Annotated in this window: 13 protein-coding genes; 7 read left to right on the top strand and 6 right to left on the bottom strand. The window is 71.4% G+C overall.

The window, feature by feature from the left end; translation table 11 throughout:
• The first annotated feature begins 86 nt into the window (after positions 1-86).
• On the top strand, positions 87-920 hold the full coding sequence (locus tag AC3A46_RS08040; protein ID WP_487664679.1) for a purine-nucleoside phosphorylase: 834 nt from the start codon (positions 87-89) through the stop codon (positions 918-920).
• Positions 917-3,040 carry a phospho-sugar mutase gene (locus AC3A46_RS08035; RefSeq protein WP_487664678.1) on the top strand — a complete coding sequence of 708 codons (2,124 nt, stop codon included), beginning with the start codon at positions 917-919 and terminating at the stop codon, positions 3,038-3,040. Before AC3A46_RS08040 ends, AC3A46_RS08035 begins: the two co-directional genes overlap by 4 nt.
• A gap of 163 nt (positions 3,041-3,203) precedes the next feature.
• Here the strand turns inward: AC3A46_RS08035 and AC3A46_RS08030 are convergent, their stop codons facing one another.
• From AC3A46_RS08030 to AC3A46_RS08010, 5 genes are all read right to left on the bottom strand, one after another.
• Positions 3,204-4,121, bottom strand: a complete 918-nt coding sequence (locus AC3A46_RS08030) for an ATP-binding cassette domain-containing protein (RefSeq protein WP_487664677.1) — start codon at positions 4,119-4,121, stop codon at positions 3,204-3,206.
• A complete protein-coding gene (locus AC3A46_RS08025) occupies positions 4,118-4,948 on the bottom strand; it encodes an ABC transporter ATP-binding protein (RefSeq protein WP_487664676.1) in 831 nt (276 codons plus the stop codon). Before AC3A46_RS08025 ends, AC3A46_RS08030 begins: the two co-directional genes overlap by 4 nt.
• Positions 4,945-5,820, bottom strand: coding sequence for an ABC transporter permease (locus AC3A46_RS08020; protein WP_487664675.1), 876 nt, complete (start codon positions 5,818-5,820; stop codon positions 4,945-4,947). Before AC3A46_RS08020 ends, AC3A46_RS08025 begins: the two co-directional genes overlap by 4 nt.
• Positions 5,817-6,776, bottom strand: a complete 960-nt coding sequence (locus AC3A46_RS08015; RefSeq protein ID WP_056370605.1) for an ABC transporter permease — start codon at positions 6,774-6,776, stop codon at positions 5,817-5,819. The genes AC3A46_RS08020 and AC3A46_RS08015 overlap by 4 nt, the downstream gene beginning before the upstream one ends.
• A gap of 107 nt (positions 6,777-6,883) precedes the next feature.
• Positions 6,884-8,449 (bottom strand): ABC transporter substrate-binding protein, encoded by a 1,566-nt coding sequence (locus AC3A46_RS08010; RefSeq protein ID WP_487664674.1) that lies wholly within the window; start codon positions 8,447-8,449, stop codon positions 6,884-6,886.
• Between the two features lie 207 nt (positions 8,450-8,656).
• On the opposite strand from AC3A46_RS08010, the gene AC3A46_RS08005 reads away from it, so the two are divergent.
• Together AC3A46_RS08005 and AC3A46_RS08000 are read left to right on the top strand one after the other, a co-directional pair.
• A complete protein-coding gene (locus tag AC3A46_RS08005; protein WP_487664673.1) occupies positions 8,657-9,241 on the top strand; it encodes a GNAT family N-acetyltransferase in 585 nt (194 codons plus the stop codon).
• A gap of 387 nt (positions 9,242-9,628) precedes the next feature.
• Positions 9,629-10,144, top strand: a complete 516-nt coding sequence (locus AC3A46_RS08000; RefSeq protein ID WP_487664672.1) for a hypothetical protein — start codon at positions 9,629-9,631, stop codon at positions 10,142-10,144.
• A 120-nt stretch (positions 10,145-10,264) separates the two neighbouring features.
• On the opposite strand, the gene AC3A46_RS07995 is transcribed toward AC3A46_RS08000, so the two are convergent.
• Positions 10,265-12,199, bottom strand: coding sequence for a BglG family transcription antiterminator (locus AC3A46_RS07995; RefSeq protein WP_487664671.1), 1,935 nt, complete (start codon positions 12,197-12,199; stop codon positions 10,265-10,267).
• Between the two features lie 120 nt (positions 12,200-12,319).
• Here AC3A46_RS07995 and AC3A46_RS07990 point away from each other — a divergent pair, with 120 nt between their 5' ends.
• The 3 genes from AC3A46_RS07990 to ptsP are packed head-to-tail and all read left to right on the top strand — an operon-like array spanning position 12,320 to position 14,656.
• Positions 12,320-12,673 (top strand): PTS sugar transporter, encoded by a 354-nt coding sequence (locus tag AC3A46_RS07990; protein ID WP_487664670.1) that lies wholly within the window; start codon positions 12,320-12,322, stop codon positions 12,671-12,673.
• 45 nt (positions 12,674-12,718) lie between these two features.
• Positions 12,719-12,997: an HPr family phosphocarrier protein gene (locus AC3A46_RS07985; RefSeq protein WP_045300983.1), complete on the top strand. Its 279-nt coding sequence runs from the start codon at positions 12,719-12,721 to the stop codon at positions 12,995-12,997.
• 3 nt (positions 12,998-13,000) lie between these two features.
• Positions 13,001-14,656: a phosphoenolpyruvate--protein phosphotransferase gene (ptsP, locus tag AC3A46_RS07980; protein WP_487664669.1), complete on the top strand. Its 1,656-nt coding sequence runs from the start codon at positions 13,001-13,003 to the stop codon at positions 14,654-14,656.
• The last annotated feature ends 11 nt before the right edge of the window (positions 14,657-14,667 follow it).

Genomic DNA, 14,667 nt, shown 5'->3' with positions numbered 1-14,667 from the left:
CTCGGAGGCGACACCGCGACACTCCCGGGTGCGGCCCGGACACGGCTTCGCTGGCCCTCGTCGCCGTCCGTTCCTAAAGTGGTTCCATGTCAGACACCACCGGCAACCCTCTCGACGACCCCACGGCCGACCCGTTCGCGGTGGCCGCCGCCGCCGCAGAGGACATCGCCCGCATCACCGGCGTCGAGCGACACGACATCGCGCTCACGCTCGGCAGCGGCTGGGGCAAGGCCGCGGAGCTCCTCGGAGAGACGACCTCGACGTTCCCCGCCACCGAGGTGACCGGCTTCAGCGCCCCGGCCCTCACCGGCCATGTCGGAACCCTTCGCAGCGTCGTCACGCCGAAGGGGCGCCGCGTGCTCGTGATCGGCGCCCGCACCCACTACTACGAGGGGCACGGCGTCCGCCGGGTGGTGCACAGTGTGCGCACCGCCGCCGCGGCCGGTGCGCGCACGATGGTGCTCACGAACGGTGCGGGCGGCATCAAGCACACCTGGCACCCCGGGCGCCCGGTGCTGATCAGCGACCACATCAACCTGACCGGCGACACCCCGCTCGAGGGCGCGACCTTCATCGATCTCACCGACCTGTACTCGCTGCGACTGCGCGACCTCGCCCGCTCCATCGACGCGAGCCTCGACGAGGGCGTCTACACGCAGTTCCGCGGACCGCAGTACGAGACGCCGGCCGAAGTGCAGATGGTCAAGGCGTTCGGCGGGCACATCGTCGGCATGTCGACCGCTCTCGAGGCGATCGCCGCACGTCAGGCCGGCATGGAGATCCTCGGCTTCTCGCTCATCACGAACATGGCCGCGGGCATCCAGAAGCACCCGCTCAGCCACCAGGAGGTGCTCGAGGCCGGCCGCAACGCCGAGCCCGTCATCTCGTCGCTGCTGGCGCGCGTGATCGGGGCGCTGTGAACGGCGGGGCGGACACCGCCGCCGGCGTCCTCGCGCGCGCGCACGCGTGGCTCGCACAGGACCCCGACGGCGAGACCCGCGCCGAGCTGCGCGCGCTGATCGAGGCCGCGGAGTCGGGCAACCCCGCCGCGGTCGAAGACCTCGAGGACCGCTTCTCGGCGCGCCTCGCCTTCGGGACCGCAGGACTGCGCGGCGCCCTGGGCGCCGGCAGCAACCGCATGAACCGCGTGCTCGTCGCGCAGGCCGCCGCGGGTCTCGCGGCGTACGTGCGCGAGCAGGCGGGGCTCCCGCCGGTCGGGATCGAGGCCGGCTCGCATGCGGACGACACGGATGCTGCAGCCGCCGCCCACGACGGCGCAGCAGACGAGGGCGCAGCGGTCGCACCTGCGGGCGATGAGCCGGCGGACGACGCGGCGTCCGCCGGGGGTAGCGGCTCGGATGTCCAGGACACGGTGGAGACGGATGCTCAGGCCGCCGGCGACGCCCGCGCCGAGGATCAGGGTCACGACGCCGAAGCGAGTGTCGACGGCGACGAGCCCGGCGTCGAGGACGGCGGGGGCGCTGCGCACGACGCGGGCGCCGCAGCATCCGTTCCGGACCGCCTCGCGGCGCCGTCCGCGCCCGAGCTCACCGAGACCCCCTCCGCCGACGCGCTGGAGGCTGAGGGACCGGAGGTGCCCGGAATCCTCGACGACGCCCCGATCGTCGTGATCGGCTACGACGGGCGCCGCAACTCCGACGTGTTCGCGCGCGACTCGGCCGAGATCTTCGCCGGAGCGGGGCTCCGCGCGATCCTCCTGCCGCGGCTGCTGCCGACGCCGGTGCTCGCGTTCGCCGTGCGCCACTTCGGTGCGGCGGCCGGCGTCATGGTCACGGCGAGCCACAACCCGCCCGACGACAACGGCTACAAGGTGTACCTGGGCGGCGACGACGACGGCTCGCAGATCGTGTCGCCAGCCGACGCCGAGATCGCCGCGCACATCGCGCGCGTGGCGGAGGCCGGCGACATCAGCACGCTCCCGCGGTCGCTCGGGTTCGAGCTGGCCACCGAGAGCGTCGTCGACGCGTACGTCGCCGCGACCGCCGCGGTCGCACCCGCCCCCGCGGGCGCCGAGGGTCTCACCTGGGTGTACACGGCGATGCACGGCGTCGGCTGGGAGACGCTGTCGCGCATCCTCGAGACCGCAGGCTACCCCGCCCCGGTGCCGGTCTCGGCCCAGCTCGAGCCCGACGGCGCCTTCCCCACCGTCGCGTTCCCCAATCCCGAGGAGCCCGGCGCGATGGACCTCGCGTTCGAGGCCGCGCGCGAGGCGGGCGCCGAGCTCGTCATCGCGAACGACCCCGACGCCGACCGTCTGGCCGTCGCGCTTCCCGACGAGTCCGCCGAGGGCGGCTGGCGCCGCCTCACGGGCAACGAGATCGGCCTGCTGCTCGGCTGGCGCGCCGGCCGGCTCGCGACCGCCGACGGAGCCGCCCCTGCCTCAGCGGACGGCACCGGTGCCTCGCTCGCATGCTCGCTGGTGTCGTCGCCCGGCCTCGAGGCGGTGGCCCAGCACTACGGTCTCGACTTCCACGCGACGCTCACCGGGTTCAAGTGGATCTCCCGCGCGCCGGGCATCGTCTTCGGCTTCGAGGAGGCGCTCGGCTACCTGGTGAACCCCGGGACCGTGCGCGACAAGGACGGCGTCTCGGCCGCCGTCGCGATGCTGGGCATGGTGGCCGAGGCCCGCGGTCGCGGCGCGACGCTGGCCGATCTGCTGGCCGAGTTCGATGAGCAGTTCGGTTCGTTCGCGAGCGACCAGGTCTCGATCCGGGTCGAGGACGTGTCGCAGATCGCCCGGATCATGGCGGCGCTGCGGGAACGGCACCCGTCGTCGGTCGGCGACGTCGCGGTCGACCGCATCGACGACCTGCTCGACGGCGTCGACGATCTGCCGCCCGGCGACGTGCTGCGTCTGTGGCTCGCCGACGGCTCGCGCGTCATCGTGCGCCCGAGCGGCACCGAGCCCAAGCTCAAGCTCTACCTCGACGTGCGTGGCGAGTCCCGCGAGGACGCGGCCGCACGCATCGCCGCCCTCGCCGACGGCGCCCGCGCTCTGCTCGCCGAGTACGGCGGCTGACCTCGGTCCGCGTCTCCTCGCGTTCGGGGCGCATTTCCTCCGTCGGGGCGCACGTTCTGCGCCCCGACGGAGAATCTGCGCCCCGAACCCGGGGTGACATCGGGTAGCAACGACGACGGAAGAAGACGGATGCTGCGGGCCGCCGCATCCGTCCCCTCCTCGCTCAGCGGAGCACGAAGTGGCCGGGCGTGACCTCGGCGAGCGCGGTGCCGTCGGGCTCGAGGCCGACGGGCTCGGGGCGCGTGGAGATGCGCTCGAGGCGGCGGCGGGCCTGCGCCGGGTCGGTCGACAGCGCCGCGTCGAGCAGGTGCCGCGTGTACGGGTGCTGCGGTGACGCGAAGACCTCCGCGGTCGGGCCGAGCTCGACGATGCGCCCGCGGTTCATGACCGCGGTGCGCGTCGCGATCTCCCGCACGACCGACAGGTCGTGCGAGATGAACAGGTAGGTGAGCTCGAGCTCGCGCTGCAGCCGCAGCAGGAGGTCGGTCACCTGCGCCTGGATCGACATGTCGAGCGCCGACAGCGGCTCGTCGCAGACGACGAAGCCCGGCCGCACGGCGATCGCGCGGGCGATCACGATGCGCTGGCGCTGACCGCCCGAGAACGCGCGCGGGCGGCGGTTGACGGCGTCCCCGTCGATCCCCACGGCGGCGAGCGCCTCGATGGCGCGGGACCGCGGATCGGCGTCGGGGGCGAGCACGGTCAGCGGCTCCATCACGTTCTGGAGTGCGGTCCGGTGCGGGTTGAGCGACGAGAACGGGTCCTGGAAGATCACCTGCATCGAGCGGTGGTACGGGGCGCGCTTCGCGCGGGGAAGCGCCGTGAGGTCGACGCCCTCGTACGTGACGGTGCCGCTCGTGGGCTCGTCCATCTGCAGGATGCAGCGCCCGAGCGTGGACTTGCCGCTGCCGGACTCCCCCACGAGCGCCAGCGTCTCACCGCGGCGGATGGTCAGGTCGATCCCGTCGACAGCGCGTGTCGTGCCGATCGTCCTGCCCCACGCGTTGCGCTGCGGGAATGTCTTGACGAGCCCGCGCACGTCGACGAGGTCAGCGGTGCGGGTCGGGGTCAGGTCGCTCATGCGTCCGCTCCTCTCTCGTCGCCGGTCGCCGCCGCGCCGCGTTCTGCGGGGGCGTCGGGCGCAGCATCCAACAGCTCCTTCGTGTACGGATGCTGCGGCTCGCGGAAGACGCGATCCACCTCGCCCGACTCGACGATGCGGCCGTCCTTCATCACGAGCACGTCGTCGCAGACCGCGGCGACCACGCCGAGGTCGTGCGTCACGATGAGCACCGTGAGCGACCGCTCGGCCTGGAGGGTGCGCAGGAGCGCGAGGATCTGCGCCTGGATCGTGGCATCGAGCGCCGTCGTCGGCTCGTCGGCGAGGAGCAGCTCGGGCTGCGCGAGCAGAGCCATCGCGATCATCGCCCGCTGCCGCATGCCGCCCGAGAGCTCGTGCGGGTACCGCGACAGCACGCGATCGGGCTCGGGGATGCGCACCGCGGCGAGCGCCTCGCGCGCGAGGGCGGTCGCCTGGCGCCTGCCCACCTTCTGGAACCGCTGCGCCACCTCGGTGAGGTGCGCGCCGATCCGCACGAGCGGGTTGAACGAGGTCATCGGATCCTGGAAGACCATGGCCGCGGGCAGGCGCCGGCGCGAGGACGTGACGTCCGCTCCGTCGAGGAGCACGCGGCGCCACTCGCGGTTCGCGCCGTCGGGGAGGATCCCCATGAGCGCCCGCAGCAGCATCGTCTTGCCCGAGCCCGATTCGCCGACGATGCCCACCACGCGCCCGCGGGGGACGTCGAACGAGACGTCGTCGAGCACGGTCACGCGCCCGCCGGTGCGCCCGGGCAGGTCGACGTCGAGCCCGTCGACGCTGAGCAGCACGTCGCTCGTCGACGTCATGACGCCCCTCCTTCGCTGACCGACTGACGCAGCGCGTCACCCAGCACGTTGAACGACAGCACGGTGAGCAGGATCAGCACACCGGGGATGAGCGCGAGGTACGGCGCGGTCTGGAGGCTTCCCTGTGCGCTCTCGAGCAGGCTCCCCCACGACGCCATCGGCGGCTGGATCCCCAGCCCGAGGAAGCTGAGCGCCGACTCGGTGAGGATCGCGGTCGAGATGCTCGCCGTGGCGGCGACGATGATCGTCGGCGCCGCGTCGGGCACGACGTGCCGCCACATCACGAGCTCGCGACGCACGCCGATGTACTGCGCGTAGCGGACGAATGCCCGCTCACGCAGCGTGAGGGTCTCGGCCCGCACGAGGCGGGCCGTCGCCATCCACGAGAAGACGCCGATCACGAAGATGATCGTCCACAGGCCCGGCTTGAGGAAGACGCTCGCGACGATGACGAGCACCATCCACGGGATGGACGAGAGGAAGTCGACGAAGCGCATGAGGGCGTCGTCGACGCGCCCGCCGGCGTACCCGGCGATGAGCCCCACCATGACACCGATGGCGGTCGCGGCAGCCATCGCGAGGATGCCCACGGTCAGCGAGATCCGGGCGCCGTAGACGACCCGCGAGAAGTAGTCGCGGCCGAGCTCGTCGGTGCCGAACCAGTGCGCGGCGCTCGGCGGCTGCCAGCGGATCGCGAGGTCGGTGGTCGACGGGTCGAGGGGCAGGAGCGGCGCGAGGAGCGCGATCAGGCCCACGACGGCAAGGAACGCGATCGCGAGCAAAGCCGAGACCGAGCGGAAGGAGCGCGTGCGGTGCACGAGCGTGGTCGCGTCGACGACCGCCGCGACGTTGGGGGTGGTGGTCGTGGTCATGATCCCGCTCCGATCCGGATGCGCGGGTCGACGACGACGTACAGCACGTCGGCGATGAGGTTGCCGACGATGACGAGCACCGCCGACAGCAGCAGCACCGCGAGCACGACCGGGTAGTCGAGGCTGCGGGTCGCCGTGAGGAAGTAGGGGCCGATCCCCGGCCAGCCGAAGATCGACTCGGTCACGATGGCCCCCGTGACGAGGATCGGCAGGGCGAGACCGAGCTGCGTGATGATCGGCAGCATCACGTTGCGACCGACGTGACGTGTGAGCACCTGGCGCCGCGAGGCGCCGAACCCGCGCTGCACGAGCACGTAGTCCTGCGAGAACTGGCTGATCGTCGCCGAGCGCACGTACCGCGCGAGCTCGGGGAAGAACGCGACCACGAGCACCAGGAACGGCATGACGAAGTGCATCAGGAAGTCGACGGGGTCGCCCTGTTTGCCGACGGAGTGCATGCCGATGATCGGGAACCACCGCAGCTGGTAGCCGAAGACGTAGATCACGAGCAAAGCGAACCAGAACGACGGCGTCGCGATGCCGATGCCCGCAAGAGAGTCGATGGCCTTGTCGACAACGGTGCCGCGGCGCGAACCGGCGATGAGGCCGAGCACCACCGCGAGCAGCAGCGCCGCGAGGTACGCGGGAGCCACGAGCATGATCGTGTTGGGGATGCGCGCGGCCAGCTCCTCGGCGATCGAGTGGCGGCTCGCGAGCGAGTAGCCGAAGTCGCCCTGCAGCACGTTGGCGAGCCACAGGCCGTACTGCACGACGATGGGCTGGTCGAGCCCGTACCGCTCGCGCATGGCGGCCTTGGTCTCTTCCGACATCTGCGGGGTCGTGATGGTGTCGACCACGTCGTACGGCGCCGCGTGCAGCAGCGCGAAGACGACGAACGTCACGAGCAGCAGCATCGGCACGACCTGCAGCAGGCGGCGGAGGATGTAGACCGCCATCGTTCTCCTTTCACGGCTGTGTCCGGCGGGATGCTGCGACGCAGCGCCCGCCGGACACACGACGACGTCACGGGCACCCGGTTGCGAGCACCCGTGACGTCAGCGACTCACTGCTCGGTGAGGAGCCCGAAGTTCTCGAACGTGTAGATCGGGACCAGCTTGGCGTCCTCGACGCCGCCGATCCGCGGGTTCACGGCGAGGATCTTGAGGTTGTCGGCGAGCGGGAAGACCACCGCGTCCTCGGCGATCTGCGCCTGCAGGTCGGCGTAGATCGCCTTGCGGGCCTCGGGGTCGAGCTCGACTGCTCCCTGGTCGAACAGCGCGTCCGTGGCCGGGTTGGAGTACGAGAAGTAGTTCGCCGAGGCGCCCGTGCGGTACAGCAGGCTGTACGCGTCGGGGTCTTGACCCATGATGTAGCCGCCGAGGAACGCGTCGTACTGCGATTCGGCGCCCTTCTGGATCTCCTCGAAGACCGCGGCGGGCTCGATGCCCGCGAGCTCCACCGTGATGCCGGCGTCCTTCAGCTGCTGCTGGATGAGGGTCGCCTCGGTCTTCTGCGCGGGGTCGGCCCCGGCGTACGCGAGCGTGAACGAGAGGTCGGAGACGCCGGCCTCCTCGAGGAGGGCTGCCGAGGCATCCGAGTCCTGCTCGTACTTCTCGACGTCCTCGGTCGCGAACGCGTTGCTCGGCGGAAGGATCGTGTAGGCGTTCTCGTAGTAGTCGTCACTGAGGAACGCGGCGGTGTTGATGTCGTCACGGCTCAGGGCGAAGAAGATCGCCTGGCGGACCTTCGGGTCGGTGAGCTTCGCGGCGTTGAGGCCCAGGTAGGCCACGCGGCCCTCGGCGTACGGGTAGACGTTCAGGCCCGCGCCCTCGAGCTCGGCGATCGCGTCGGGCGTGGCGAACGATGCGTCGACCTCGCCCGTCTGCAGCGCCGTCTTGGTCGTGTTCGGGTCCGCCACGATGCGCAGCGTCAGCTCGGGGATCTTCGGCGCCTCGCCGTAGTAGTTCTCGTTCGCCTCGAACGTGAGGTACTGGCCGCGCTCGTACTCGGTGAGCGTGTACGGGCCCGATCCGACCGCGAGCGGGTCGAGCTCGCTCACCGAGAAGTCGGTGACGTCGCCGTACACGTGCTCGGGGATGATGTACGTCTCGGTCGCGATGTTGCTGAGGGCTGCGGCGCTCACGCTCGGCAGGCGGAAGACCACGGTGCGCTCGTCGGTCGCCTCGGCGGTGATGGGCTGGTCGCCCACATACAGCAGGTCGGCGTTGCCGTTCTCGCGGACGGCCTTGTTCGTGTAGGTGAAGACGACGTCGTCGGCCGTGAGGGGCTCGCCGTCGGACCAGGTCAGGCCGTCCTTCAGCGTGACGGTGACCGAGAGTCCGTCGTCGGCAGGCTCGATGGACTCGGCCAGCTCGTTGACGACGGTGCCGTCGCCCTCGACGCGCGCGAGCGGCGAGTAGACGATGTTCGTGACGGTCAGGCCCCAGCGGTCGCTGACGTTGATCGGGTTGAGCGACGACGGGTCGCTCGCGATCGCGTAGGTGAGCTGGCCGGTGGCCTCGGCACCGGACGTCTCGGGTGCGGCATCGCCCTGCGCGCAGGCGGCCAGACCGATGGTCGCCGCCAGTGCCAGTGCGATGGGGGCGATCACTCGCCTCTTCGTCTTCATCTGTTTCGAGTCCTCTTCGCTGTGCATGCGCCGGAATGGACGCACCGTTCGAGCCTAGGCGGGGCTCCGGAGGCGAGGGCCGGCCGTGGCGAACAATTGCGAAGTATGACGACGTGCGGGCGCGCATGTGGACGTCAACGCGAGAGGGATGCTTCGCACGTTGCGCATCCGGCAGGGTTCGCAGTACCTGCGGCCTACGCTCGAAGCATGCTCCTCACCTCGCCGGTCACCCTCGAGAACGCGCACGTGCGCCTGGAACCCCTCTCCGGGGAGCACGAGGCCGACCTGGCCGCCGCGGCCGTGGGCCTGGAGCACGCCTGGTACACATCGGTGCCGCGCCCGGAGGGCATCGCCGCCGACATCGCGCAGCGACTCGCCTGGCGCGACCAGGGTCACATGAACCCGTGGGCGGTGCGCCGGCTGGACACCGGCCGGGTGATCGGCACGACCACGTTCTGCAGCATCGACCAGGCCAACCGGCACGTCGAGATCGGGCACACGTGGATCGGAATCGAGGCGCAGCGCACGGCCGTGAACACCGCCTCGAAGCTGCTGCTGCTCGCCCACGCGTTCGATCGGTGCGACGCCATCGCGGTGGAGTTCCGCACGCACTGGCACAACCGCCAGTCCCGCGCCGCCATCGCGCGCCTCGGCGCCAAACAGGACGGCGTGCTGCGCAACCACCGCCTCGGCCCCGACGGCACCCTCCGCGACACCGTGGTGTTCTCGATCCTCCCGACCGAGTGGCCCGCGGTGCGCCTCGACCTCACCGAGCGCCTCGCCCGCGGCTGACGCCGCGGGCGCAGCATCCGTTCGCCCTCGTCGTTTGCCGGCCCCGCCCGCCGCAGCCAGCCCACTTCCGGGTTTGGGGCGCGATCTCTCCGTTGGGGCGCAGATCCTCCGCCCCAACGGAGAAGCTGCGCCCCAAACCCCGTGCGGGATGACCGAGTCCCGCTGACGAGTTGGATCGGCGGCCGGTTCCTCCCCAGCCGGGCCACACCGTGCCGCACCGCCGTGTTGTCCACGGCGGCGGCGGAGCGCCCGGGCGCCGCCTTCGGCGTCGTCCGTCATCGTGGTGAACTGTCCGACGAGGACGTCGTGGAAGTCGACGGCCTGCGGATCACCTCGCTCGCGCGCACGGTCGCGGATGTCGCGCGCACCGCGACGTTCGAGCAGGCGGTGACGATCGCCGATGCGGCACTGCGCAAACAGTTCGTGGCGGGACCAGGCGAGTACGACGCGGATGGAGCCCACGCCTTTCGCGACAGAGTCGCCGAGATCGTCAGGCGATCTGCGCACGGTCAGACGCGCGCACGACGAGTCCTGGACTTCGCCGACGGTCGAGCGCAACTGCCTGGTGAGAGCATCAGCCGGATCCGGCTGCGAGAGGTCGGGTTCCGCATCCTCGAGCTTCAGGTGGCCGTTGCTGGACCGCGCGGAAGACCCTATTACGTGGACTTCGGACTCGAGGAGATCGCCGCCTTCGGCGAGTTCGACGGAGCAATCAAGTACGTCGATGGAAAGCTGCTCGACGGCCGGACCTCCTCTCAGGCGCTCGACGCGGAGAAGCAACGCGAGGATTGGATCCGTGGCACAACCCAGCGCCGATACGCACGATGGGGCTGGCCGCACCTGGCGACTGCGTCCGAGCTCGGTGCACGTCTCGAGGCGTTCGGCATCCGGCCTTCACGATGACCCACGGATGAGGGCCTTGGGGCGTGAATTCTCCGTTGGGGCGCAGAACCCGCGCCCCAACGGAGGATGCGCGCCCCAAACCGGTGAAAGACGATGGGGCCCGGAGACGGATGCTGCGGCTCAGCCGTCGATGACGGCGACGAGCTCGTCGAGGAAGGCGTTGAAGTCGGTGCCCCGGCGGACGAGGCGCTGCACGCTGTCGCGCTCGCTGAACACCTCGACGAACTGCTCGAACACCGTCTGGAAGGCCTCGCGGTCGGTCTCGGAGAACGCCACCAGCGCCACGACCTGCACACGGCCGTCGCCCCACGGGATCGACGGGTCGGCGATGCCGATGGCGATGGCGGTGCGGGATGCCGTCATCTCGAGCGCGTGCGGCACCGCCAGCGCGTCGGTGAACGCGGTCGATGAGAGACGCTCGCGCTCGATGGTGCGCTCGACGTACTCGGCATCGATGACCCCGCGGGACTGGAGCAGGGCACCCAGCCCTCGGATCACGCCCTCTTCGTCCGCGGCTTCGTCGAGGCCGCGGACGAACGCGGACGGCTCGAAGTAGCGCTCCAGCTCGGCGCGCAGCCGCGCGAGGCGGCGCGAGCGGCGGATCCTCCCGGCTGCGGCCTGCACACGCTCGACGTCGGCGTCGGTGAGGAACGGCTGGATGCGCACGATCCGGTCGTTCGTCGTGGGCGGGTCGATCGTCGTCAGGACGAGGGCGGTGTCGATCGAGGCCCAGTCGGGATCGACGCGGGTCTCGACGCCCACGACCTCGATCGCCTGCCCGAGCGAGCGGTCGACGCTCGAGCGCAGCAGCTCGTGCAGGTCGTAGTAGCCGGGGCACACGATCGTCGCGGTGAGGAGCTGGTCCGCGCGGCGGCTGCGCTCGAGCCGGCCGCCGACATGCATCGCGATGTAGGCGATCTCGTCGTCGGGCAGCGGAATGCCGAGCCGCTGCTGCAGCCTGCTCGCGACGAACACCGCGACCTCGAAGATCATCGGGTACGTCGACTTCAGCGACCGTGTCAGCGGATTGCGCGACCACGCCTGCTCGCGGGCGCGGTGCAGCAGATTCTGCACGTGCAGCGCGAGCCGCGCCACGAAGTCGTCGTGCGCGATGTCGACGAGGAACTCGTCGGCGGCCGCCGTCACGACCTCGCGCACCACGGCCTCGATCTCGGGATCGAGGGAGGACGGCACGGCTGCGGACGCCGCGTCCTCGTGCCCGTCGGGCGCGACGACGCGCGTGAGCACCAGCGTCGCGAGGTGCTGCAGATCGGCGCTGCCGAGCCGCACGCCGAGGTGCCGCTCGGACAGCTCCGCGATGATCTCGGCAACCTGGTTCTGGGTCGGCCGCTCCCGCGCGGTGCCGTCGACGGCGTCGAGCGGGCGGTCGCGCGACGTGCGGTCGGCGGCGATCGCGATGTGCATGACGACGTCGGCGATGCCGAATTCGTTGACGAACCACCCCAGTTCGCCGAGCCGCGCGACGAGCTCGGTCTTGAACGGGCCGAAGGCGTGTGCCCCGACCGATCCCTCGCCGAGCGTGCGGCGGAGGGCGGCGAGGTCGAAGGATCCGGCATCCATCTCGTCGTGGGCGAGCTTGCTCAGCAGGCGCCGCTGCGCGCCCTCGGTGCCGCGCAACCGGGCTCGGGACGCGGAGCGCTCGAGGGTGAGCTCGGTTCCGCCGAGCAGCCCGCGCACGCGGGCGAGGTCGGCATCGAGGGTCGCCGGCGAGACGTGGAGCGCATCGGCGGTCTCGAACACGTCGATGCCCTCCGGTGCGTCGAGGAGCGCCCGCACCAGCGTGTGCAGCCGGTCACGCGGCGTGCCCGTGTCGCCCCCCGCCCGGAGCGCCGCCGCGGCATCGGATCCGGCGCGGTAGCCCTGCGGCCCGGATTCGACCGCGACGCCCGGCGCCACCCGCGCGTTCGCGGCGGTGACGTAGGAGCGGATGCTGCGGGGGGTCACGCCCAGCGCGTCGGCGAGCGCGGATGCCGTGACCCAGTCGCCGTCGCGCAGGAGCAGTCCGAGCACACGATCTTGCCGAGCTCGGGTCACACGCCCAGTCAACCACGCGCTCCGGGCAGCAGGGCCCCCGCGTTTCCGCCCCCGCGGAAGAAGGAGTGGTTGTCCCCTCCCAGCGTTCTCACAAGAATGGCCAGAAGAGGAGGCGGATCGATGAGGATCCTGGTGGTCTGCGGAGCGGGTGCCTCGAGCACCTTCGTCGCTCAGCGCGTGCGTCACGCAGCCCACGCAGAGGGACTCGACTATTCCGCCTTCGCCGGCACCGAGCAGTCGCTTCCGATCGATCTCGATGCCGCCGATGTCGTCCTCGTGGGTCCGCACCTGGTCCATGCGCTCGAGCGCATAGAACGGGATGCCGCCGCACGAGGCACAACGGTGGTGCTGCTGCCGCCCGACATCTTCGGAGACCGGGACGGCACGCGGACGCTCGCGCTGGTCCGCGCCGCGATCGGGAGCCCCGGGGAGCCGCTCCCGGGTGCGGATGCGGCGCCGCACCCCGAGAACTGAACAACACACCGCGACGAACACAGGAACAGACAGAGAGGTCACGACATGCCACCCATCTCCCGCACGGTCCGGATCGGATCGGCGCACGGTCTGCACGCGCGTCCGGCGAAGCTGTTCGCGCAGGCCGCGAAGGATGCCGGCATCCCGATCACGATCGCCAAAGACGCGGGGAGCCCCGTCAACGCGGCGAGCATCCTCGGCGTGATCGCGCTCGGCATCGAGCAGGGCGACTACGTGACCCTCACGGCAGACGGCGACGGGGCGGAGTCGACGCTCGACACGCTCGCTGAACTGCTCACCACCGACCACGACGCGGAGGCCTGAACCATGACTGAACTCCGGGGTGTGGGAATCGGGCTGGGCGTCGCCCAGGGACCGGTCGCGCGCATGGCGGAGCCCGCGCCGGCGCCGTCGGACGCGCCGAGCACGATCAGCGCCGACGAGGAGAAGGCGCGGGTGACGGATGCCGTCGCCGCCGTCGCGCGCGAGCTCGAGGCCCGTGGGGCGCAGGCCGGCGGAGCCGCGCAGGAGGTGCTCGAGGCGCAGGCCATGATGGCCGAGGACCCGACCCTCGCCGACGAGATCGGCACGCGGCTGACGCAGGGCAAGACCGGCGAGTTCGCGGTGTACGACGCGTTCGAGTCGTTCCGCGATCAGCTCACGGCGATGGGCGGCTACCTCGGCGAGCGCGCCGCGGACCTCGACGACGTCGCACAGCGGGTCATCGCCCGCCTCCGCGGCGTACCGGCTCCCGGCGTGCCGGATCCGGGGCATCCGTTCGTCCTCGTCGCGAAGGATCTCGCGCCGGCCGACACGGCGCTCCTCGACCTCGACAAGGTGCTGGCCCTGGTGACCACCGAGGGCGGCCCGACCTCCCACACGGCGATCCTCGCGCGCGAGAAGTCGATCGTCGCGATCGTGGGCGCGACGTCGGCGACCGGGCTGCGCGACGGCGAGACGGTGATCGTGGATGCCGCCGCCGGCGTCGTGACGACCGACCCCACCGCCGAGGAGCTCGAACGGGCGCAGAACCGTGCCGACGCGCGTGCGTCCGCCGCATCCGCTCCGATCACCGACGGCGCGCTCGCCGACGGCACGGCGATCCCGCTGCTGGCGAACCTCGGCAACCCCGAGGGCGCCGCCGACGCGGTCGCGCTCGGCGCCGAGGGCGTGGGGCTGTTCCGCACCGAGTTCCTGTTCCTGAGCTCCAACCAGGCCCCGACCGTCGAGCAGCAGCGCGAGGCGTACACGAAGCTCCTCGCCGCGTTCCCGGGCAAGAAGGTCGTCGTGCGCGTGCTCGACGCCGGCGCCGACAAGCCGCTCGCGTTCCTGAACGACGCGCATGAGGAGAACCCGGCACTCGGGCTCCGCGGCATCCGTGCCCTCCGCGCCAGCGAGGACATCCTGCGCGAACAGCTCACCGCCCTCGCCGAGGCGGATGCCGCCACCGACGCCGACCTGTGGGTCATGGCCCCGATGATCGCCACGGTCGAGGAGACGACCTACTTCACAGACCTCGCGCGCGACTACGGCATCAAGACCGCCGGCGTCATGGTGGAAGTGCCCTCGTCGGCGCTTCTCGCCGACCGCATCCTGGTGGACGCGGACTTCGCCTCCATCGGCACCAACGACCTCACGCAGTACACGCTCGCCGCGGACCGGCTCCTCGGGTCGGTCGCGTCGTTCCAGGACCCGTGGCACCCGGCGGTGCTGCGCCTGATCCGCGAGGTCGGCGACGCCGGCCGCGCGAACGGCAAGCCGGTGGGCATCTGCGGCGAGGCGGCGGCAGATCCCCTGCTCGCCGTCGTGCTCGTCGGCCTCGGCGCCACGAGCCTGTCCATGGCGCCCACGGCCCTCGCCGACGTGCGCGCCGCCCTCCTGCAGCACACCATCGCCGAGGCGCGCGACATCGCCACGGCGGCCCTCGCCGCGAACGACGCGGCATCCGCCCGGTCCGCAGCCCAGCAGGCGGCCGCCCGATAGGCCGCCCCCGG

Source organism: Microbacterium sp. Soil_C_42 (genome assembly GCF_057656735.1).
Note: the sequence above shows the minus strand (reverse complement) of the source record. Positions and strands in the feature narration are given on the sequence as shown.

Excerpts from the sequence above, each read along its gene's own strand:
- AC3A46_RS08040 (WP_487664679.1), top strand. The coding sequence starts at position 87 with ATGTCAGACACCACCGGCAACCCTCTCGACGACCCCACGGCCGACCCG.
- AC3A46_RS08030 (WP_487664677.1), bottom strand. The coding sequence starts at position 4,121 with ATGAGCGACCTGACCCCGACCCGCACCGCTGACCTCGTCGACGTGCGC.
- AC3A46_RS08025 (WP_487664676.1), bottom strand. The coding sequence starts at position 4,948 with ATGACGTCGACGAGCGACGTGCTGCTCAGCGTCGACGGGCTCGACGTC.
- AC3A46_RS08020 (WP_487664675.1), bottom strand. The coding sequence starts at position 5,820 with ATGACCACGACCACCACCCCCAACGTCGCGGCGGTCGTCGACGCGACC.
- AC3A46_RS08015 (WP_056370605.1), bottom strand. The coding sequence starts at position 6,776 with ATGGCGGTCTACATCCTCCGCCGCCTGCTGCAGGTCGTGCCGATGCTG.
- AC3A46_RS08010 (WP_487664674.1), bottom strand. The coding sequence starts at position 8,449 with ATGAAGACGAAGAGGCGAGTGATCGCCCCCATCGCACTGGCACTGGCG.
- AC3A46_RS08005 (WP_487664673.1), top strand. The coding sequence starts at position 8,657 with ATGCTCCTCACCTCGCCGGTCACCCTCGAGAACGCGCACGTGCGCCTG.
- AC3A46_RS07990 (WP_487664670.1), top strand. The coding sequence starts at position 12,320 with ATGAGGATCCTGGTGGTCTGCGGAGCGGGTGCCTCGAGCACCTTCGTC.
- AC3A46_RS07985 (WP_045300983.1), top strand. The coding sequence starts at position 12,719 with ATGCCACCCATCTCCCGCACGGTCCGGATCGGATCGGCGCACGGTCTG.
- ptsP (WP_487664669.1), top strand. The coding sequence starts at position 13,001 with ATGACTGAACTCCGGGGTGTGGGAATCGGGCTGGGCGTCGCCCAGGGA.